The organism is Rhizobium anhuiense bv. trifolii (genome assembly GCF_024346605.1).
Lineage (GTDB): Bacteria > Pseudomonadota > Alphaproteobacteria > Rhizobiales > Rhizobiaceae > Rhizobium > Rhizobium anhuiense.
In genome coordinates this window covers 393,119-412,772 of sequence record NZ_CP098801.1, presented here as the reverse complement: position 1 = coordinate 412,772, position 19,654 = coordinate 393,119, and the positions used below count along the sequence as shown (strand labels likewise).

Here is a 19,654-nt window from a genome sequence, read left to right as displayed (position 1 = left end):
GGGTGGTTCAGTGCTCCGCGCCGAACATCAGCTCCTGAACGATGGCCTGCGTGGATACGGCGTCCTGTCGGTCAATCGCGCTCGCGAGGCGATTGTCCTGCTCGAGGCGGTCGACGACCTTCAACATCCGTTGGACGGTCTGGATGTTGACCTCGCATTCGTGAACCGGATCGAGGCCGGTCATATCGGGGAACGTGTCGAAATAGATCGCGCCGTGGTAACCATCCCGGCGTATCTGGCGGAGTAGCTCGATCGTTTGCAGCGTGTGCACCGCGCCGACCATCAGACCGTCATCGCGCTTGGCGTAGCCGTCGTTGAGATGGACGCCGAGCACGCGGCTGTGACGGGCAATCAGTGCTGCCGCAAAGGCGGGCTGCTCGTCGGCATAGAGGACATGGGCGAAGTCGAGCGTGACGCCAAGATTGGCAGCGCCGACCTCCTTGATAGCGAGCAAAGTCGTGGCCGCATCCGGCATCAGGCTGTAGGACCGCGGCTCGTTCGGCTTGTACTCAATCGAGATCAGGCAATCCGGATCATGGGCGCAAACTTCACGGATTCCATCGACTTCGTGTTGCCACATCTTCGCGTAGTTCGCCTGAAAGGCATAATCGAAGCCATCTTGCCCAAGCCAGATGGTCATCAGATTGGAACCGGCTTCGCGCGCTGCATCGATGCCCTTCTTCGTCAGGTCGATCGCTTCACGGCGGACCGTTTCGTCGGGATGGGTGAAAGCACCAAGTTTGAAGGCGGGGTTGCTGTAGTAGCGCATAGCGAAGCCGTTGATCGAAAGGCCGATATCGCCAAGTTTTCGAGCCAGTTCTGCCGGATCTTCGTTCATGTGATCCGGATAATTGAGATCGAGGTCGGTAAGGCCCTTCACCTGGGCGGCGCGCTCGGCCATCTGCATGACGGAGGGCTTCGACGACTGGCCGGGCCATGCGATATGGGAAGCGGAGGCGAACGAATTTAGCCGGGTGGCAAAGCGTGTCGGGTTCAAAGGATCATTCCAAATCTGTGAAGTTGTGCACTACTTCACAGATTATTTATTATTTGTAAAGTTCAAAAATGCCATGGGTGCAAAAAATTGGTGCAGGCCATTGCTGGTACCGACGCCTCATCGGCAACCAAGCGGACTGGCGCAACGGTGCAAGGCAAACAAAATCGCCAGCGGATTCAATCCGATGATCAGGCAGGCTGCTCGTCTGAGCCACGGCCGCGACGAAAAGCCTGCCGCATGTACGGTCGCCCGGCGCAGTTGAAGTGATCGACTATCAGAACCAGCATTTCGAGCTGCTTACGCATGACATCGATCTCGCTGTCGACCTTGTCGGCGGTGACGAGCCGATTCACGACAGGCCAGACACCGTCGTTATCAGTTGTCGCTAGTCGCGCGCTGGCGGATTAGCTCGATGAGGACACGCAGTTTGGCTGGCATGTGTCGGCGTTGGGAGAAATAGAGGCTGAGCCCCGGATAATGGGGAGACCAGTCTTCCAAAACGGGTATGAGATTACCTGAAGCAATATGTGGCGCAAGCGCGTGTTCACCCAGATAGGCGAGCCCGAAGCCGGCAAGAGCTGCCTCCAAGATAAGGTCAGACCCATCGAATGTAAGGTGACCAGTGACATCAATCACTCGTGTTTCGCCGTGTTTCTCAAACTCCCAGCGATAGAGTCTCCCGCTCGTCATGCGCATTTGGATACAGACGTGCCCGGCCAGATCGCCCGGGACGATTGGTTTTGGACGACCATCGAAATAGCGCGGGGATCCGACGACGAAAGACCGCATTTCCGGAATGATCGGAACGGCGACCATGTCCGGTGAGATCGCCTCGGTGAGACGAATGCCCGCATCGAAACCTTTGCCAATGACGTCGACAAGTGCATTCTCGGTCACGACCTCGATATCGACGTCCGGATATCGGCAGCTATATTCAAGAATAATCGGCTGCAGCAGAATGCGCGCCGCACCCGGCGCCATGTTCAGCCGGAGTCTCCCGGTGGGCCGGTCCGAGTGTTCGCCGACATTCTCGATCGCTTTCTCGAGCGTCTGCAGGGCCGGTTCGATTTCAGACAGGAATTGCTCTCCGGCCGCGGACAAGGCGACACTCCGCGTAGTGCGGTTAAAGAGCCTGACGGCGAGGCGCTCCTCAAGCGCGGCGATCGCATGGCTTAAAGCCGATGACGACATCCCCAGCTCGCGCGCGGCAGCCCGGAATCCACGATGACGCGCGACGCCGGCAAACGCTTCAAGCTCGATCAGGCTTGCCCTCATTGCACGATCCAGCTCATCAACTCATCCGATTTTGTCCTACTACTCGCAACACTTATCGCATGGCACTTTTACCGGGAAGTCATCAAAGGAAAAGAAACATGCATATCATCGATCGGATCTATATCGACGGCGCGTTCGTCAAGCCCACTGGCGACCAATGGGCGCCGCTTTTCAATCCGGCAACCGAGGAGCAGATCGGAACTGTGCGGCTTGCAGACGCAGTCGATGCAAACCGCGCGGTTGCCGCCGCCAAACGCGCCTTCCCGGCCTTCTCACATACAACCAAGGAAGAGCGGATCGACATGCTGAACCGGCTGTATGCCGCCGTGTCAGCCCGTACCGACGATCTCACTTGCGCCATGCGCGAAGAATACGGCGCGCCATCGTGTTTCATCGACTTTTCCGCTCCACGAGCAGGTACCGTCTTTCTGGACATGGCGAGAACGCTCAAGGATTATGAATTCCGACGCCGCGCCGGGAGCGCCGACGTGGAGATGCGGCCCTCGGGGGTTGCGGTGGCGATCACGCCCTGGAACAGCAATTACAGTTTTATCTGCGGCAAGCTCTCCGCCGCAATTGCAGCGGGCGCAACCATGGTGATCAAGCCATCCGAAATGAGCGCCCTCCAGACGCAGGTGATCACTGAATGCCTGCATGCTGCCGGTCTTTCCAATGGCATCTTCAATATCGTTACCGGGTATGGAAACGTCGTCGGCGCGGCGCTAACGACCCACCCCGACGTGTCGAAGATAACCTTCACTGGTTCCACGGCCACTGGCCGCAGCATCGTTCAGGCCGCAGCGCCCACCATGAAAAGGGTCACGATGGAACTCGGCGGCAAGAGCCCCAGCATCATTCTGGATGATGCCGATCTTGATATCGCCATCCCGCAGGTGCTGGCGGCGGGATTCCGCAACAGCGGGCAGGCCTGCATTGCCGGCACCCGCATCCTCGCTCCTCAAAGCAGGTTTGGCGAAATCGAGGAGCGTCTCAGCCACGCGGTCAGGCGCTTCAGGGCTGGAAATCCCGCCGACGAACAGGTCCAGGTAGGCCCGATGGTGAGCCAGAAGCAGTGGGATCGCGTACAAAGCTATATCCGTTTGGGACAGGAGGAAGGCGCCAGACTGCTGGCAGGCGGCGAAGGACGTCCGGAAGGGCTGCACCGCGGCTGGTTCGTACAGCCAACGATCTTTACCGGCGTTCGCAACGATATGCGCATCGCTCGCGAGGAGATCTTTGGGCCGGTCCTCTCGCTGATCTCTTACCACGACGAAGCAGACGCCATCTCCATTGCGAACGACACCGAGTACGGCCTGCAGGCGCACGTTTTTTCCTCCGATATCGAGCGGGCGAAACGCATCGCAAACCAGATCGAAGCAGGGCGCGTGTTCATCAACGACGCGCCGCATGATCCGCTGGCACCCTTCGGCGGCTTTAAACAGTCGGGCTTCGGGCGAGAATTCGGTGTTTTCGGGCTCGAGGCTTTTCTCGAACCCCGGGCCGTACTGTCATGACGAAAGTGAGCCACAACGACGGTGCTGCGCGGGATGATAGTCAGTTAGCGCCGGATTCCGGCATGGTCGGCCAGCTCTCCCAGGCGCTGTTTGCCCTCCAGCGCGGCGAACGTCATCATTCGGTCCGGACGCTACGAGTAATCGCTGAGGTGGCGTAGGGTGCTGCCACAGGCTCCACCCTACGCCGGCCGCCTCTTCGCTCTTTGGAAAATCTATCTGCTTACTGAGCGCAAGCCTGACCTTGTGGGGTCGCGTCGCTCAAGCCACCCTGAGTCTGGACGGAGCCCGAAGCGGTTGAGCTAGCAGGATCACTTCCGCCGCTGCAACCGCCCGGCGTGGTCGCCCCCATTGATCCGTTGGTCGTGCTGCCGGTGGGGGTTGGATCGGAGGTCATTGGCTGCATTGTCTGGACATTGGCACCCCCATCGGTACCGACGGCATTGGGTTCCATCATGGTCCCAGCTCCCATGCCGGACTGAGCAAAAGCGCCCGTGGCCATTCCAGCCGCTAGCAGAGACGCGACGATGAGCTTGATATTCATTTTTCATTTCCTTCGTCGGTTACGTTGCGGCCCTCCAACATCCAGATCACTGTTCTGTTCCCCGATTTTCTAAAAATCTAAGGAATCGATCGCGTACCAAGGGGACGCGTGCTCCAAAGCGAAAGAAGATCAGTGCGCTTCACCCATGGCCACCGGCCCCTGCGACGTGCAACCGGTGCTGGGATATAGGCATGGTCCAAACTGGCGAACGAGTCTTTACCACACTTGGATCAGCGCCTTTACCGCCGCCATGCTGATGCCCAACCCGCGAGCGAGCCCAGGTTCGCCGCCGGGGAAGCGCCATTGGATGGTCGGACTCTGAGCTGCCCTTTCCCGAACCGGCGCAGCCGATCCGCCACGCGATTGGCGGTAGCGCAAACTTCCTCGCAACGTCACTTTTTACCTGCTGTCAATGCGCCGGAGTCATGTTTCCGAAGGTTAACAACGCACCAGGGGTGCTTGCTCACCAAGGTCGTTGCGGATGGCCGTAGCAGCAACCCCGGCCTGCCCCATGGCGTTGCTGATCTGGTCAAGACCGGCGACGACGTCTCCTGCCGCGTAAAATCCTCGCACTGTGGTCCTCTGGTGACTATCGACGGTAACGCACCCTTCTTCCGATAGCCTGGCGCCAACTTGTGATGCCAGTTCCGAACATATGTCGGATCCGAGAGCCGCATATAAGGAAGCGAAGGAATAGGTTTCCGTGGGCGTCGTGATGCGCATCATATCATTGTCCAGATCGCTCGAGGCTATGGGGCCGACCTCCATTCTTATTCCGAGGTGGGCCAAGGACGACGTCTCGGCTTCGGACAGATCATGTACGCCCTCGGGCGATATCAGAGTGAGATCCTTCGTATAACTTCGAAGGAAAACGGCCTCCTTGAACCCCTTGGTTCCAGTTCCGAGAACACCAACGGGCTTGTCTGTCACCTCATAACCGTCACAGACGGGGCAGTAGCGCAGAAGGCCGCGAGCCACGGCTTCATCATGAGTTGCCTGTGGCATCGCAGGCGGTCGGTTGACGACTCCTGTTGCCAGGAGTACGGCCCGAGAGCGGATGCTGCCGTTCTCGAATTCTGCCACGAACAGGTTGTCGACTTTATGCAGCGCTGTGATCTTGCGGCATCGAATGGCTGCCCCATAGAGCTGAGCCTGGGCATTCATTCTCGCCAGCAGCTCAGTGCCGCTGACGCCGCACGGGAATCCGGCGTGGTTGTGTGACATAGGGATGATGGAAGCCCGGCTGGAATTATCGTGGAAGACCGTCACCGAAAGATGGTAGCGCGCCAGATAAATCGCCGCGGTGAGGCCAGCCGGACCGCCCCCGATGACCAAGCAGTCTTTTAGTGCGTCTCCAAATGCGGTGGTCATCATCCCATTCTCATCCTATTGGCCCCGACCGGGATTACTCGAATGTTGGACGTCATTGCCGACCTCGGGAAACGACGATGGCTCCATTCTCCGCTCACACCATTCGCGATGCCGTTGACATCCACGCGATGCTGTCGAGAACAACCCTGATCAGCGCCATCACGTTAGTTTCACATCGAACCCGGATGGATTTCCGGCCCTTTTTTATCGGCTGAAGCGATCAAGGTTCCCGGGAACAAATGGGCTGACAACAGGTTGGGCGACAATGAGCGACGCCCCCTCAGGTTACTGGGCTCAGTTCACGGAATGTTATCGAATAGCGCAGCTCTGCGACTGGCGGGATGGAATGCTCCCACACGGTTCTGGCTTCGCCCGCCATCACATAGGCCGATCGCGGTTCGAGCGTGATCGAGCTACGCTGCCACTTGCTGCCCTGCCGCCGTCTTAGCCGGAAAGTGCATGCAGATAGCAGCGAGACTCCGACGACCCGACCGAAGACGAATTTATCCCTGTGCCAGCCGATCGGAGCTCCGGGACTATATTCGGTTACCAAAGTCTGTTCCAACCGATCGGGGTCGAGGCCAGCAAATGCAGATACGATTTTGCGAAGCGGCAAAAGAAATAGCGGAATATCTTCGCTCTTTCGGACACGCTGTGTATCAAACTCGTATTTCCAGCCGTAGGAGACCGTCCTGCGTTTGCCTTCGAATCCGTGGAAATCGAAAGCCTTGAACGGCAGTTGTAGCATCTTTTCCAGGATGGACTGCTGCAGATCGTCGGGGACCACATCCGGCGAATAGCGAAATCCGTCCGGCAGGGACGGTTGGACTGCACCAAAGAGGTCATGCTGTTTCATCGTGCTCATGTAAAGTTCTCGTATTTGCCTCCGCAGTGACCTTACGAATTTTGGCGTCGCGATGTCGTTGACAGTGGTTCACACAACGATCCCTTCCGACGGCGGAATCCAGCATGCTCCGGACTCTAGGAACGCCGGCCGGCGCAGTGTGTTCCTCGTAGTGGAGAGGCGTGGTCCGCCTGCGCCCTCCGAAGGATGTCCACGGTTCATTTAAAGCGCGCGATCGACGGATGGCACATCGCAATTGGGTTGACCGGTCCGGAACAATCCGGGCCGCTCAGAGTTGGCGCGCCATGCCCTACGTGATCGAACTTCTTCTTCCAGTCCCGCGCGAGCGCCCTAGCTTGGTGAGCGTTGGCACTGTCCGTGATGAACTCGCCGCAAAATTTGGCGGCGTTACCTTATATGTGAATTCACCCGCGGAAGGCTTGTGGGAAGACGATGGAGAGGTTGAGCATGACGTCATCGTTGTTGCCGAAGTCATGACTGAAAGTCTCGACCGAACTTGGTGGGCGGCATACCGAAAACAGCTTGAGGCTCGTTTCGATCAGGAGGAAATCGTGATCCGAGCCACGCAAGTCCAGCGTCTTTGAACCCATGTCCCGCGGTGAGGCCCATGATCTTGCACGCATTTGACGATTTGAGATCAGCCCAACCGATCTGGCGGCTGCTCGGCGGTTTATTTTCCGTCTCACAGCATTTCCTCGGTTTCATACAAGCCATCGCTTGAACGCTCGTCTGGGCAACGCCCGCTGGCGCTCCCTTGTTGCCGCCATCTAACCAAAGCGAAATCGGTGTCCCCGCCTGATTTCGTTGAGGCGGCAGCATGAAGGCGATGATGGTATTTACGCGACTGCTATGAAATCATCACTTGCTAAAACAAGCAGCGATCTTGAGACGGGCCATCAGGCCGGTGCGTCGATCAGCTCTAAAAGCCGCTTGGCGTTCTTGATCGAATAGCCATCGCGATCGTTGTTGAAATAGGCCCACACGGTCTTAGCGCCAGACAGCTTGATGCGCTCCGCCCACACCGTCAATTCGGCATCGCTGTAGTCATGGCGGTACCATTGTTTGATCCCATGGAACCGGATGTAGATGTCGTCGGCTGTCCGAACAAGCTCATCCGGCAACCGGGGACCGCTGCATGAACAGAAGATCGCGCCTGCAGCTTGAAACGCACTATAAACGTCCTCATTCCACCAGCTCTTGTGACGGAATTCGACGACGTTCCTGCGACGGGGATCCAGCTGCGACAAGATCATTTGCAACATGTCTGTGGAGTAGCGGACGCTCGGTGGAAGCTGAAACAGAAAACATCCCATCTGCATTCCAAGAACGTCTGCGACGTATCCGAAATCTTCAATGAGGGCGTGGGTATCTTCGAAGCGTTTGATATGCGTGATGAGCTCGCACACCTTGACCGTATAGACGAAGCTCGGCTCGGCCTGACGTTTCCATGTCTTGACAGTTGCCACCGTCGGCCAGGAATAAAATGGGGCATTGAGCTCGACGGTCTTGAAATTGTGCTGGTAGATCGAAAACAATTGATTGGAGGGAGCGTCGGTCGGGTAAAAATGGCCCTTCCAGTGCCAGTAATACCACCCGGAACAGCCAATATGGACCCGCCTGGCGACATTGCCATCGGAGCTGATCACAATCAGCGGATCGCTCGCCAGACGGGCTATATGCATTTTAGCGGCGCGCGCAATATTGGCCTCGCGCTGCTTTTGGCGGCGCTCGGCGCGCCGTGCCCGCCGACTTTCAATCTCTTCAGCAATGCGCTCTACCATTTGGTATCCGTGTGAAGGTCTTTCGGCCTCGGCTGCACCGCCAACCGTCCTGCGATATGTCTTCAAGCGCAGCAGAAGCGACATATCCCTGATGTTCAATTGCGATATCGCCGAGCAAAATAATGGCTAAAGCTCACCTTCATTGGTGAAGACTGCCAGCCGCCGCATCTCGGCCGTCTCGGTGATATCGTCATCCTTCCAGGCAACTTTCAACGGCGTAATCTCGTACCTTCATCGAACTCTTCCGTTTTTTCTGACGGCTAGCAGCGGTTTCCACCCCCGTAACTCCGACAAAGGGCGTGAGTTCCGGCCTACGCAGGTCTGTTCAGCGATTTTCCGTGATGGGCTGGACGCGGCTGCAGAAAATGGCTACCCAGTTCGCCGCGCCGTCGGCGTTGTCCTGCACCACAGGAACTTGCCATTGTGTCTAGCATGCCGCGTTCGCGCAGCGCTGGCGAACAGGAAGCGCAGGAGGGTGGCCGCGAGAATGCCGACTACGATCGCCTTGCACCTCTGCGAGGCCTCGAGGCCGGCCGCGGCGAGACCAATGACCACGGCGTAGAGCCGAACCCAGACGACATTCTTCGTCCCCCCGTGCAATCGACAGGACACGAGCACATCGGCCGCTCGTTAACATCTACCGAAAGAGCGATAAAGCAATCGGGAAGACGCTGTTTAAGGAAGGGGTTGCCAGGGCGTGGAGCCCGGAGCGGCGGATTGATTGATATGGCTAATGATCTTTTGCGCAGGCAATTTGAGGCCGAACATGACCCGCATAGGGGTAGCACTCGACCTACGCCGGTCACGCGCGATAGTCGACGTAGCATTGAAGTAGCCGGACGCGCGGGTGCGCTGCTGATGAAAACAAAGGCTGCCCGTTCCCGGCGCCGCGCTGGTCAGACTCAGGCGATCAGGGATGCGCTCTGCGCTTACGCTGCAGCTGGTTGTGGTGGAGAGTCCGCAATTTAGAAAGCACGCCTCCGTTCAAAGGTAAGCTCGCGAAAAGAACACCGTTGTCGTCAAAACGGCGACCGCGACGGTTAGAACCCTGACGGCCGGCGATGGCAGCCTACGGCCGATATGCGCTCCGATCCACCCGCCGATAATGGCCCCGACCGTCATGAAAATGCACTCCTGCCATACAATTGCTCCGGCGAGTACGAAGGTGACTACGGCGACCGCATTTGCGCCAGTTACCATCAGCATTCTTGTCGGATTGAGGCTCTTGATGTCCCCGCCCCCGAGCGCGCTCCATGCCGCAAGCATCATAAGGCCCACTGCGCCGCCAAAATAGCCGCCATAGAGACCGAGAAAGAACTGAACCGCTGCGAAGGCCAGAATACTCGGGCGTGCCTGCGTCCGGAGCTTGGCGGTGAGCCTCGGACCGACTGCCAGCATCACTGTCGCCATCAGCAAAAGCCATGGCAGTATTCCATCGAAGATCCTGGATGGGGTCAGAAGTAACAAAATGCTTCCGGCCACTCCACCGACCATTGTCACCATAGCAATTGGAACGACATTGACGCCGCACACACTCGTAACGCCGTCACGATAAACCCACGAGCTTGCCATACCGCCGGGAAACAAGGCTAAGGTGTCGCATTTGCGGCTACCGACGGCACTCCGACCGATATCAGCGCAGGCAGGGAGACGAACGACCCGCCGCCCGCCAACGCATTCATGCTGCCTGCTAACAAGCCAGCCAGGAAAAGAAGAGTAATATCGTACATGTTCAGCTCGCCTTAGCACCTAAGCTTGAGTTCGCGACACGCTTGTCGAAAACCGGCGCCCGGGCGGGTTGAGGGGCACCGACGCTTTACAGCGCTCCCGGTGACGGGGCAACCCTGGCCATCATGTCAAATCGCCCATGTTTCGCATCTCCTATGGCGACATCTTGCTCGCTACTCGCGTGACCCTATTTTACCCGGGCGGATCGAGTCAGCATAGCGCTTCCTGGCCGCGGCTCAGGGGTATCGTGTGAGTTGGTTCGGCATTGCCATCATCGCGACCGTAGCGCTGGTAGCCCTATGGGCTCTGGCAGCAGCATCAAGCTATGCCGGGTTTCTGAAGCGGGTCCAGAAAATCGATTCCCACGTCCTCAAGATTGCCGCTGCCGACACCGAGCTTGATCGATACGGCGCTGGGCTGTGCCACAAGCGGGAGGCGGCAAGCGGCCTCGTCCTGATCACCTCCAACCTGGACGCGTTCGCAGCCAGGCTTCTAGCGGCCCGTTCCGCCGGGCGCAGCCTCGATCTCATGTACTATATGTGGAATGCGGACCTGACCGGAATGCTGATCATGCGGGAGGTCGTCGCGGCGGCCGACCGTGGCGTACGTGTGAGGATCCTTCTCGACGATCTCGGCGTCTCCATGTCAGACAAGATCTTCCATGCGATCGACTGTCATCCGAACATCGAGCTGCGGCTCTTCAATCCCACAAAGGCACGTGAGCATATCCTACGTCGCGGCCTCGAGATGGCTTTGCGGTTCCGAAGCGTCAACCGTCGCATGCACAACAAGGCATGGATTGCCGATGGCCGGATCGCGATGGTCGGGGGGCGCAATATCGGCGATCCGTATTTCGATGCCGGGGAGAACGCTAACTTCAGGGACTTCGATCTCTTGATGGTCGGTGAAGCCGTTGCGAAGACGGAGCGGCTGTTCGACGGCTACTGGAACAGTTCGGTTGCCGTGCCCGTGCGTGCACTTCTGTCACGCAGAGCTAACAAGCTGGAGAAGCTTCGCCGCAATATGGAACGCCTTCATTTCGAACAGCGCGCCCAGCCATATCTGGATCCAGTTCGCGATGAAACATCGCTGACGCATATCGTTGCCGAAGACCGCTACATCTGGGTCCACAAACTCGACGTTCTGGCAGACCCCCCCGAAAAGGCGGCCGGGAAGCTGCGCAGCGGGCAAAACACGCTGATGGGAACGCTGCTCCCGGTCATCACGGGCACGGCCGAGTTCATCCATATCACCTCGCCGTACTTCGTTCCCGGCGAACGCGGCGTCGAGGCGCTGACGAAGCTACGCGACAAAGGAGTAAAGGTTTCCGTTCTGACGAACTCGCTTGCAGCCACCGATGTTGCCGCAGTTCACGCGGGATATTCGCGCTACCGCCCCGCCCTGCTGAAAGCCGGCATTGCGCTCTTTGAGTTGAAATCGATTGCAGACATGGGAACCTTCTCTTTGCGCGGTTCCAAGCAGGCCAGCCTTCACACGAAGGCCTTTGCCAGGGATGGCAAGTACGGCTTCATCGGATCTCTCAATCTCGATCCGAGGTCCGTATCCTTAAACACCGAAATGGGTGTCCTGTTCGAGTCACAGGAACTTGTCGAGCGAATGGACGCGATCTTTGCCGTAGAAACCGATGCGGATTTGAGCTATCCCCTAACGCTCGAAAAGGGATCCGTGCGGTGGCTTAAGGTCGTCGACGGGAAAAATACTCTCCTCCGAGACGAGCCGGATGCCGGGATTGCCCGGCGCGCGACCGCTTGGCTGATCAAGTGGTTGCCGCTCGAATCTCAGCTATAACCGTGACGACTGGTCTCGTCATGAGAGGCCAAGCTGAGCTGTGAGAAGCTGCTCGGCACGAGACAACCCGATCGTAGGGGAACGTGGTCTTGGCCGTAAGCGAAGCATTCATCTGGATCGAAGCCGGCAAGACCGATCGGGTCGTCAACAATCCGGCGCATGATTACCCGCGTGCGCTTTGGCCATTCGCCATCCCGACCCGCGCTATTTAGTATCCCCGGCGTCTGGTTTGTGTGCGTCCTGTTGGTCGGCGAAGATCGACCATGAAGCGATAAACAAGGCGGCAATCAGGGGTCCAATGACAAAACCATTGATACCGAAGAGCGAAATGCCGCCGACCGTTGAAATCAGCACCACATAATCGGGCAGCCGCGTCCCCTGGCCCACCAGTGGAGGACGCAGCAGGTTGTCGATTAGCCCTATGACAAATACGCCGACGAGAACCAGGATCGATGCTTTCAACCAGGCACCCGTGAGGGCTAGCCAGATGGCGGCTGGAACCCATACGAGAGCTGCTCCTATTGCGGGCAGCATCGACATGAACGTCATCGTGACGCCCCACAAAAGGGCCGCCTCGACTCCCAGGGCCCAGAATGCCACGCCACCGATCGTTCCTTGGATCACAGCAATGATGATATTCCCCTTGACGGTTGCCCGAACAACAGCGGAAAACTTGTCGCGAAACTGTCGGGTATAGTCGTCATTCAGAGGGATTGCATGTCGGATCGACCGGCCGAGGTCAGCCCCATCCCTGAAGAGGAAGAAAAGCAGATAAAGCATGATCCCGAAGCTTATGAAGAAATGCAGCGTGTTCTGTCCAAAACTCAGAAGGCTCCCGGCGACCGACCGGCTTGCCTGTACTGCGCCTGATGAGATGTTGGCGCGAAGTTCCGCGAAGCCGCCGAGCTTCAATGAGTTCAGCCAGTTGTCGACGAAGCCAGGCAACGCATTCTGAATCCGGACCAAGTAGTCATTGAGGTCGATTTCGTTGCTGCTTATCCGTTGGTAAAGACTGGTGCCTTCCTGGATAAGGGAAACGAGAATTATCAACGCCGGCACGATGACGAGGCCGATGCATAGCAGCACCGTCAGCAGGGCAGCGATGCTGCGTCGACCCCCTAGCATCTGCGCCAGTCGCATGTGTACTGGAAAGAAGATGATCGCAAGGATCACTGCCCAGAAGACCGCCGCGTAATAGGGGATAAGCAGCCAGATGAACGCGATCGTCACCACCGCTAGCATGACATAAAAACTCGTACGTTGGATAGACATGTCTGCCTTGTTCGCTGGCCAGTCTCCACCGCCGTTGTAGCGGGATTATTGTTTGGCGAAAATTTCTCGTCGCAACCATAGCCGCGTCACCGCATAAGGCCAACGCGAATCCCACCCTGAGACCAACGTGGACCACCTGACTACCGCCATAGCCGCACCCGAGCCCGGAGGGAGCGGCACGCGGGCCACCGTCCGCCAGAGCGCTAGAAGTACGCGTCTCCAAGCCGTCACCAGGACCCGGTAAAGGCAGCCCTGGCCCGAGGGCTTATCGCGGAATGCCGCGATCGACTCCTGAGGCGTAAGCACATTTTTGAAACGCCTTCGACAGTCTCGGGAGCAAGCTGCGCCTTTTCGCCCATATGATGGACTGCCGCGCGCAGCCCCCTACGGATTGATGCTTTGACCCGCGCATATCCATTCGAAGATCCTGACGCATTCGTAAGGTCAACGACGAATACCCGCCAGCTGAAGAGCATGCTACTCCTCGGGCCGAGCCAGCACGAAATCGTGCTCTATCTGCCAGAACTTGCCTGAGAAACCGAGCTCGCTAGCGAGTACCGGATCCTCAACGTGCTGGAATTGGGCAAGCAAGCTCTCCTTCACACCGAAGACGGCGTCAGATTGGATGTACGGGTCGTCCGGATCGAAGATGTGTGTCGTGAGCGTCTCGAAGCCGAGGGCCTTGATGATGTAGTGCAGGTGGGCGGGCCGGTAGGGATGGCGACCGAGCGCGCCGAGCAGCTTGCCAACGGGTCCATCATCGGGGATCGGGTAATATTTTGGCTTCACCGCTCGAAACCAATAGCGGCCGTCGGCGCCGGTCCGGAACACGCCGCGAAGGTTGAAGTCTGGTTGGATCCCCTGCTGCTGCACGTCGTAGAAGCCCTCGTCATTGGCCTGCCAGACATCGATAACCGCATCGCCGATGGGTTGTCCCGCCGTATCAAGGATCCGCCCGCCGATCACCATGTCCTCGCCCTTGGCATCGAGGCAGATATTGGCGCCCATCGCCAGTTCCGGCGCACCCTCGACATGGAAAGGTCCGAGCACCGTGCTTTCGGATGCGCCCGACGGCTTGCGGTTGTTGATCGCATCGACCAGCATCGAGACGCCGAGAACATCCGACAGCAGGATGAACTCCTGCCGCCACTCGTTGCACATCTGGCCGGTGCGCGTCAGAAACAGGATCGCCTGCATCCATTCGTCCTGGTTCGGCTCGATCTCCTTCACTGCCTCGTGCAGCTTGCGGGTGACCACCCCCATGATCTGCTTCAGCCGCTGGTCCTTGGCGTTCTTGTTCCGGCCGGTGACGACCTCGACGGAGTTTTCTTCGGTGAAGAAGCCTTTCTCATGCGCGTCCATCACGATCTCACTTTCCAAGAATTGCTGTCAGCACGCGGCGCAGTTCAGTCGCGGGATCGTCGGCCATCGCCTCGCGCCGCCAGGCGACGTGGTGGTCCGGGCGGACCAGCAGGATGCCGCTGTCGCGAATTTCGCGGATATTGGCCCAGTCGCCGGTAAAATCCTGCCACGGCTGGCGGGGGCCGATGACATGGGCAACGATCTCAGTGCCGAATTCCTTGCCGAGACTGCGGGCCGCCTCGACCCAGCCCTGCCCGCCGATCCCTGTCAGCACGGCAAATTTGCCGTGACCGGTGAGGTCAAGCGTCGAAACCTTCTCGCCAGTGGCGGAGAAGACCCAGGCATGCGGCAGCCGCGCACCGGGCCAGCTCGTCTGCTGGCAATGCAGTTCCGGATCCTTAGTAAAAGCCGGCTCCACCTGCCCATCTGAAATCGCAGCACCCGAGCGGTAGCGGTGGTTCATCTCGACGCCGTGGCAATCGAATTCGTAGACCTTGTCGGCGATCGCCTTGCGGATCGCGGCGCGCTGCTCTTCGGCAGCCGTCGTGTTGTTGCAGCGCGCGTCCATGTTCTGCTGCATCTTCACCGGGTCGATGGAATCGAGCAGTCCGAGCGCCTTGAAGATCGGCCCGAACTCCTCAATCGACTTGTTGGCGCGGGTGACGATCTGCTTGGCAACAGGCGCGCGCTCGGCTTGATAACTGTCGAGAAGTACCGGGCCTGCGGCTCCCTTCAGGACGAAGGCAAGCTTCCAGGCGAGATTGAAAGCGTCCTGGATCGAGGTGTTGGAGCCGAGACCGTTCGAGGGCGGATGGCGGTGAGTGGCGTCGCCCATGCAGAAGACGCGGCCATTTGACATCGTCGTGGCGTACATATTGTTGACGGTCCAGGTCGAGACCGACTTGATGGTCATTTCGAGATCGGGATCGCCGACGAGGTCGCGTACCACTTTCTTCGCATGCGCTTCATCCACCTCAGGCGGCGGCTGGTTGATGTCGTAACCCCAGACGATCAGCCATTCGTTCCATGGTCTCACCATCCGCACCAGCCCCATGCCGATGCCGCCGACATCCGCACCCGGCTGCAGCACCCAGTAAAGCACCGATGGACGGTGGGCGACCAGGCGCGACAGATCGGCTTTGAACAGAATGTTCATCGAGCCGGCAACGCCCATCTTGCCTTCGAAGGTGAGGCCGGCATGTTCCGCAACCTTGGAATTGCCGCCGTCGGCGCCGACCAGATATTTCGAGCGGACGGTAAGTTCCTTGCCGGTCAATCGGTCGAGACAGGTGGTCGTGACCCCGTCTTCATCCTGTACATGGCTCAGATATTCCGTCGACATGCGCGACTGGCTGCCGCGCGAACAGGCCGTCTTGAAGAGCAGCGGCTCCATGAAGGTCTGCGGCAGGTCGTTCATATGGGTCGGCGACGACAGTTGATGCTCGGCGCGTGACAGCGGATGTTTGCCCCAGCTCTTCAACCGGCCGATCTCTTCGCCGGTGAGCGAGGTGCAGAAGACGTTCTCACCCATCAGGTCCTGCTCGGCCGCGAACATATAGGCCTCATCCTCCACGTCGCGGCCGAGATCGCGCAGCACTTCCATTGTGCGTTGGTTGGTGATGTGGGCGCGCGGCGTGCTGGCGAGCCAGCGGTAACGGTTGATCACCAGGTTCTCGACCCCGTAGGACGAAAGCAGCGCCGCGGTGGCGGAGCCGGCCGGGCCGGTGCCGATGATGAGTACGTCGGTGGTAATGTCAGCCATGAGGCCCTCCCTTATGCGTGAGACTGAGCGGCCCGCCCTTCAAGACGCGGCGGACCGGGAAAAGCTGGATGCCGGTGCGGTCGGAGAACAGCCCCCAGAGGCCGCGCGGCGCGAAAAGCATGATGGCGATGCCAAGAAGACCCAGCATCAGCAGGTACCAGGAGCCGTAATCGGCGAGGAGGTTCTGCAGCAGAAAGAAGATGATGACGCCGAGGATCGGTCCCTCGATCGTGCCGATGCCGCCGATCACCACGATAAAGATGACATAGGCCGTCCAGTCAGTGACCGAGAAGGCGGCATCCGGCGAGATCCGCGCTTTCTGCACATAGATCAGCGCCCCGGCGATGCCGGTGATGAAGGCGGTGGCGAGATAGACCAGCGTCTTCATCAGCCGCGCATCGACGCCGACGGCGCCGGCCGCTTGCTCGTTGTCACGGACGGCAGCAAGCCCAAGGCCCTGCTTGCTGCGCAGCAGCCCATAGATGAAGCCGATGGTCGCGACGACGAGGATCAGCGCCAGCCAGTAGGTCAGCGCGTCACCTGCCTCGGAGGCCTTCATGCCGAAGAGATCGCGCATTGCGCCGACGCCCATCATGTCGCGGGTCGCATCCCGGGGCAGCGAGGTGCCGGTGCCGCCGCCGAGCGCCTTCCACTGGGCGAGCAGCAGCCGCACAACCTCGGCCACGACCCAGGTGCCGATGGCGAAATAGGGGCCGTAGAGCCGGAAGGTGAAGAAGGCTGTCGGAATAGCGAGAGCGACAGAAAGCAGCCCGGCAATCAGGATGGCAACGACCGGGTCGATGCCGAACAGGATGACGCAGCCGAACATGGTATAGGCGCCAAAGCCGACGAAGACCTGCTGGCCGACCGAGATCAGCCCGGCATAACCGGCAAGCAGGTTCCAGTTCTGCGCCAGCACCAGCATGGTGAGGATGAAGAACAGGTCCTGGATGACGCCGCGCGAGACAATGAAGGGTGCGGCGAAGGCAAGCAGCAAGAGAGCAATCACTGCTGCGGCGGATAATGTCGATGCCCGGGTGCGTGTCTCGACGATGAAGGATGGAATGGCCATGGTCATCGATGCACCTCAATCGACCGCGCGCGGGAAAAGACCGCGCGGCTTGAACAGGAGAACGGCAAGGAATGCCAGATGGCCGGCAAGGATCTGCCATTCCGGATTGATTGCTGCACCCACCGTCTGGGCAACGCCTAAGATGATGCCGCCGGCAAGCGTGCCCCAGAGCGAGCCGAGCCCGCCGATGATCACCGCCTCGAAGGCGTAGATCAGCCGCGATGGCCCTGACGTCGGATCGAAATTGGCGCGCGTCCCGAGATAGAGGGCGGCGATCGTCACCACGACCATGGCAAGCCCCGTCGCCAGCGCGAAGATGCGGTGTGGCCGGATGCCCATCAACCCCGCGGTCACCGGATCGTCCGAGGTCGCCCGGAAGGCGCGGCCGACGGATGTACGATAGATCAGCTGGTTGAGACAGACGATGACGGCGACGGCCGAAAAGAAGGTCATCAGCGGCATGATGCCGGCAGTGGCCGGGCCGAGATTGACGGAGGCGCTCTCGAGACTGCCGGCAAAGACGCGGCGGCTATCGGCGGAGAAGCCTTCGAGCAGGCCATTCTGGATGACGATCGACAGGCCGAAGGTGACGAGCAGCGGCGGCAGAATGTCCTTGCCGAGCGTGCGGTTGAGCAGGAAATATTGCAGGCCCCAACCGATGGCGAACATCAAGGGCATCGCGATCACCGCGGCAACGAACGGGTCGAGCCCGAGTGTCGTCACCAGCACCAGGATCAGGAAGGCGGCAAGCACGATCAGGTCGCCATGGGCGAGGTTGACCAGCCGCATGATGCCGAAGACGAGGCTGAGCCCCGCCGCAAACAGCGCATAGAGCCCGCCGAGCAGCACGCCCTGGAGAATGGTATCAAGCCAGTTCATGGTGATCCGTCCCGAAATAGGCCTTGTGGATGTCGTCGCGGCTAACATCGGCGGCGCGGCCGGAGAGCGTCACCCGCCCTTCCATCATGCAGTAGACGCGGTCGGCCACCTTCAGCGCCTGGGCGATGTCCTGCTCGACGATGACGATCGAAGCGCCGGTCTCGCGGATTCGCGGAAAAGCGGCGTAGATATCGCGAACCACGACAGGCGCGAGTCCAAGGCTGATCTCGTCGAAGAGCAGCACCGCTGGATTGGACATCAGCCCGCGGCCGATCGCCACCATCTGCTGCTGCCCACCGGAAAGTGCTGTGGCCGCATTGTTGCGCCGCTCCTTGAGGATCGGGAACAGCGAAAAAACGCTTTCGAGCGTCCACGGCCCGTCGACCTTGCGGCCATAGTTGCCGATCAGTAGGTTCTCCTCGACGCTCAGCGACGGAAAGAGTTTTCGCCCCTCCGGCACCATAGAGATGCCGCGCGCCAGGATGTCGGGCGCCGGCAGCGCGCCGATCGGTTCGTCGCGATAAAGGATCGATGCCGGCGCATTGGTGAGCACGCCTGAAATCGAGCGCATCAGCGTCGTCTTGCCGGCACCGTTGGCGCCGATGATGGCGATGGTCTCGCCGGCGCCGACCGCAATATCGACACCGAACAGCGCCTGGAAATCACCGTAGGAGGCAGTCAAGCCTCTGGTTTCAAGCAGCGCCATCAGATCTCGATCCCCAGATAGATTTCACGCACATCGCGCGAGGCCATAATGTCCTCCGGCTTGCCGATCCCGATGACCGTGCCGAAATGCAGCACCAGCAGCCGCTCGACGACGGAATTCAGCGCATGCAGCACATGCTCGATCCAGATGACGGCAACGCCGCGCGCGTGAATGGCGCGGATGGTGGCAACCAGCGATCGGCATTCGCCCTCGGTCAATCCGCCGGCGATTTCATCGAGCAGCAGCAGCTTCGGTTCCGTCGCCAGCGCTCGCGCCAGTTCCAGCCGCTTGCGCTGCAGCAGCGACAGGCTTCCGGCCAGCACATTCGCCTTGTCGATCAGCCCTGTATCCACCAGGATTTCGGCGCAGCGGTCCGACACCTCGGCCTCGCGGCGCCGCGAGCCGAAAGCGCCGGCGACGAGGAGATTTTCGAAGACCGTCAGCTTCTCGAACGGCTGCGGGATCTGGAAGGTGCGGCCCATGCCCGACAGGCAGCGCGCCATCGGCGGTGTGCGCGTCACATCGCTACCGAGAAAGCGGATGCTGCCGCTATCGGCGGCGATATTGCCGGTGATCAGATTGAAGAGGGTCGACTTGCCGGCCCCATTCGGCCCGATAATGCCCAGCGCCTCGCCTTCGCCAACGGCAAAGGAAATCTGCTCGGCGACGGTCAGGGCGCCGAATTTCTTCGAAACACCATCGAGTTCGAGAATTGCCAAA

Annotated in this window: 18 protein-coding genes and 2 pseudogenes; 6 read left to right on the top strand and 14 right to left on the bottom strand. The window is 59.5% G+C overall.

Features of this window, described 5'->3' with window-relative positions; all coding sequences use genetic code 11:
* Positions 1-7: 7 nt before the first annotated feature.
* The gene (locus NE851_RS02050) at positions 8-997 is read right to left on the bottom strand and encodes a sugar phosphate isomerase/epimerase family protein (protein ID WP_049813449.1); all 990 of its coding nucleotides are present in this window, start codon (positions 995-997) and stop codon (positions 8-10) included.
* Here NE851_RS02050 and NE851_RS02045 point away from each other — a divergent pair.
* Positions 906-1,259, top strand: coding sequence for a hypothetical protein (locus tag NE851_RS02045; RefSeq protein ID WP_164735874.1), 354 nt, complete (start codon positions 906-908; stop codon positions 1,257-1,259). The two genes, NE851_RS02050 and NE851_RS02045, sit on opposite strands and share 92 nt — an antisense overlap.
* Positions 1,260-1,372: 113 nt before the next feature.
* Here the strand turns inward: NE851_RS02045 and NE851_RS02040 are convergent, their stop codons facing one another.
* Complete coding sequence (locus tag NE851_RS02040) at positions 1,373-2,272, bottom strand: LysR family transcriptional regulator (protein ID WP_097623372.1); 900 nt, start codon at positions 2,270-2,272, stop codon at positions 1,373-1,375.
* 98 nt (positions 2,273-2,370) lie between these two features.
* On the opposite strand from NE851_RS02040, the gene NE851_RS02035 reads away from it, so the two are divergent.
* On the top strand, positions 2,371-3,786 hold the full coding sequence (locus NE851_RS02035) for an aldehyde dehydrogenase family protein (RefSeq protein WP_097623371.1): 1,416 nt from the start codon (positions 2,371-2,373) through the stop codon (positions 3,784-3,786).
* Between the two features lie 979 nt (positions 3,787-4,765).
* Here the strand turns inward: NE851_RS02035 and NE851_RS02030 are convergent.
* On the bottom strand, positions 4,766-5,698 hold the full coding sequence (locus NE851_RS02030) for an NAD(P)/FAD-dependent oxidoreductase (RefSeq protein ID WP_127430153.1): 933 nt from the start codon (positions 5,696-5,698) through the stop codon (positions 4,766-4,768).
* Positions 5,699-5,775: 77 nt separating this feature from the next.
* On the opposite strand from NE851_RS02030, the gene NE851_RS02025 reads away from it, so the two are divergent.
* On the top strand, positions 5,776-5,913 hold the full coding sequence (locus tag NE851_RS02025; protein ID WP_164735893.1) for a hypothetical protein: 138 nt from the start codon (positions 5,776-5,778) through the stop codon (positions 5,911-5,913).
* Positions 5,914-5,978: 65 nt separating this feature from the next.
* On the opposite strand, the gene NE851_RS02020 is transcribed toward NE851_RS02025, so the two are convergent.
* Positions 5,979-6,563, bottom strand: coding sequence for an alpha-ketoglutarate-dependent dioxygenase AlkB (locus NE851_RS02020; protein WP_097623369.1), 585 nt, complete (start codon positions 6,561-6,563; stop codon positions 5,979-5,981).
* 284 nt (positions 6,564-6,847) lie between these two features.
* On the opposite strand from NE851_RS02020, the gene NE851_RS02015 reads away from it, so the two are divergent.
* Positions 6,848-7,147: a hypothetical protein gene (locus tag NE851_RS02015; RefSeq protein WP_097623368.1), complete on the top strand. Its 300-nt coding sequence runs from the start codon at positions 6,848-6,850 to the stop codon at positions 7,145-7,147.
* A gap of 312 nt (positions 7,148-7,459) precedes the next feature.
* Here NE851_RS02015 and NE851_RS02010 read toward each other — a convergent pair whose 3' ends face one another.
* The 3 genes and pseudogenes from NE851_RS02010 to NE851_RS02000 all read right to left on the bottom strand — a co-directional run bounded on the left by NE851_RS02010 (position 7,460) and on the right by NE851_RS02000 (position 10,074).
* Positions 7,460-8,344, bottom strand: a complete 885-nt coding sequence (locus tag NE851_RS02010; protein ID WP_254955938.1) for a DUF72 domain-containing protein — start codon at positions 8,342-8,344, stop codon at positions 7,460-7,462.
* Positions 8,345-8,788: 444 nt separating this feature from the next.
* Positions 8,789-8,902 (bottom strand): annotated as a pseudogene (locus NE851_RS02005) (TerC family protein); the annotation flags it as partial.
* A 426-nt stretch (positions 8,903-9,328) separates the two neighbouring features.
* Positions 9,329-10,074 (bottom strand): annotated as a pseudogene (locus NE851_RS02000) (sulfite exporter TauE/SafE family protein).
* A gap of 247 nt (positions 10,075-10,321) precedes the next feature.
* Here NE851_RS02000 and NE851_RS01995 point away from each other — a divergent pair.
* Positions 10,322-11,881 carry a phospholipase D family protein gene (locus tag NE851_RS01995; RefSeq protein ID WP_097623366.1) on the top strand — a complete coding sequence of 520 codons (1,560 nt, stop codon included), beginning with the start codon at positions 10,322-10,324 and terminating at the stop codon, positions 11,879-11,881.
* Positions 11,882-11,970: 89 nt separating this feature from the next.
* Positions 11,971-12,093, top strand: coding sequence for a hypothetical protein (locus NE851_RS01990; protein ID WP_254955937.1), 123 nt, complete (start codon positions 11,971-11,973; stop codon positions 12,091-12,093).
* Here the strand turns inward: NE851_RS01990 and NE851_RS01985 are convergent.
* The 7 genes from NE851_RS01985 to NE851_RS01955 form a co-directional block, all read right to left on the bottom strand.
* Positions 12,086-13,153, bottom strand: coding sequence for an AI-2E family transporter (locus NE851_RS01985; protein WP_097623365.1), 1,068 nt, complete (start codon positions 13,151-13,153; stop codon positions 12,086-12,088). The genes NE851_RS01990 and NE851_RS01985 overlap by 8 nt on opposite strands.
* Before the next feature lie 477 nt (positions 13,154-13,630).
* Positions 13,631-14,515, bottom strand: a complete 885-nt coding sequence (locus tag NE851_RS01980) for an intradiol ring-cleavage dioxygenase (protein WP_097623364.1) — start codon at positions 14,513-14,515, stop codon at positions 13,631-13,633.
* Positions 14,516-14,522: 7 nt separating this feature from the next.
* Entirely contained in the window at positions 14,523-16,277 is a 1,755-nt protein-coding gene (locus NE851_RS01975) for an FAD-dependent oxidoreductase (RefSeq protein WP_183905510.1), read from the bottom strand.
* The gene (locus tag NE851_RS01970; protein ID WP_097623362.1) at positions 16,270-17,355 is read right to left on the bottom strand and encodes a branched-chain amino acid ABC transporter permease; all 1,086 of its coding nucleotides are present in this window, start codon (positions 17,353-17,355) and stop codon (positions 16,270-16,272) included. The genes NE851_RS01975 and NE851_RS01970 overlap by 8 nt, the downstream gene beginning before the upstream one ends.
* Before the next feature lie 9 nt (positions 17,356-17,364).
* Positions 17,365-18,228, bottom strand: coding sequence for a branched-chain amino acid ABC transporter permease (locus tag NE851_RS01965; RefSeq protein ID WP_097623361.1), 864 nt, complete (start codon positions 18,226-18,228; stop codon positions 17,365-17,367).
* The gene (locus NE851_RS01960) at positions 18,215-18,934 is read right to left on the bottom strand and encodes an ABC transporter ATP-binding protein (protein WP_097623360.1); all 720 of its coding nucleotides are present in this window, start codon (positions 18,932-18,934) and stop codon (positions 18,215-18,217) included. Before NE851_RS01960 ends, NE851_RS01965 begins: the two co-directional genes overlap by 14 nt.
* Positions 18,934-19,653, bottom strand: a complete 720-nt coding sequence (locus NE851_RS01955; RefSeq protein WP_097623395.1) for an ABC transporter ATP-binding protein — start codon at positions 19,651-19,653, stop codon at positions 18,934-18,936. Before NE851_RS01955 ends, NE851_RS01960 begins: the two co-directional genes overlap by 1 nt.
* Between the last annotated feature and the right edge of the window lies 1 nt (position 19,654).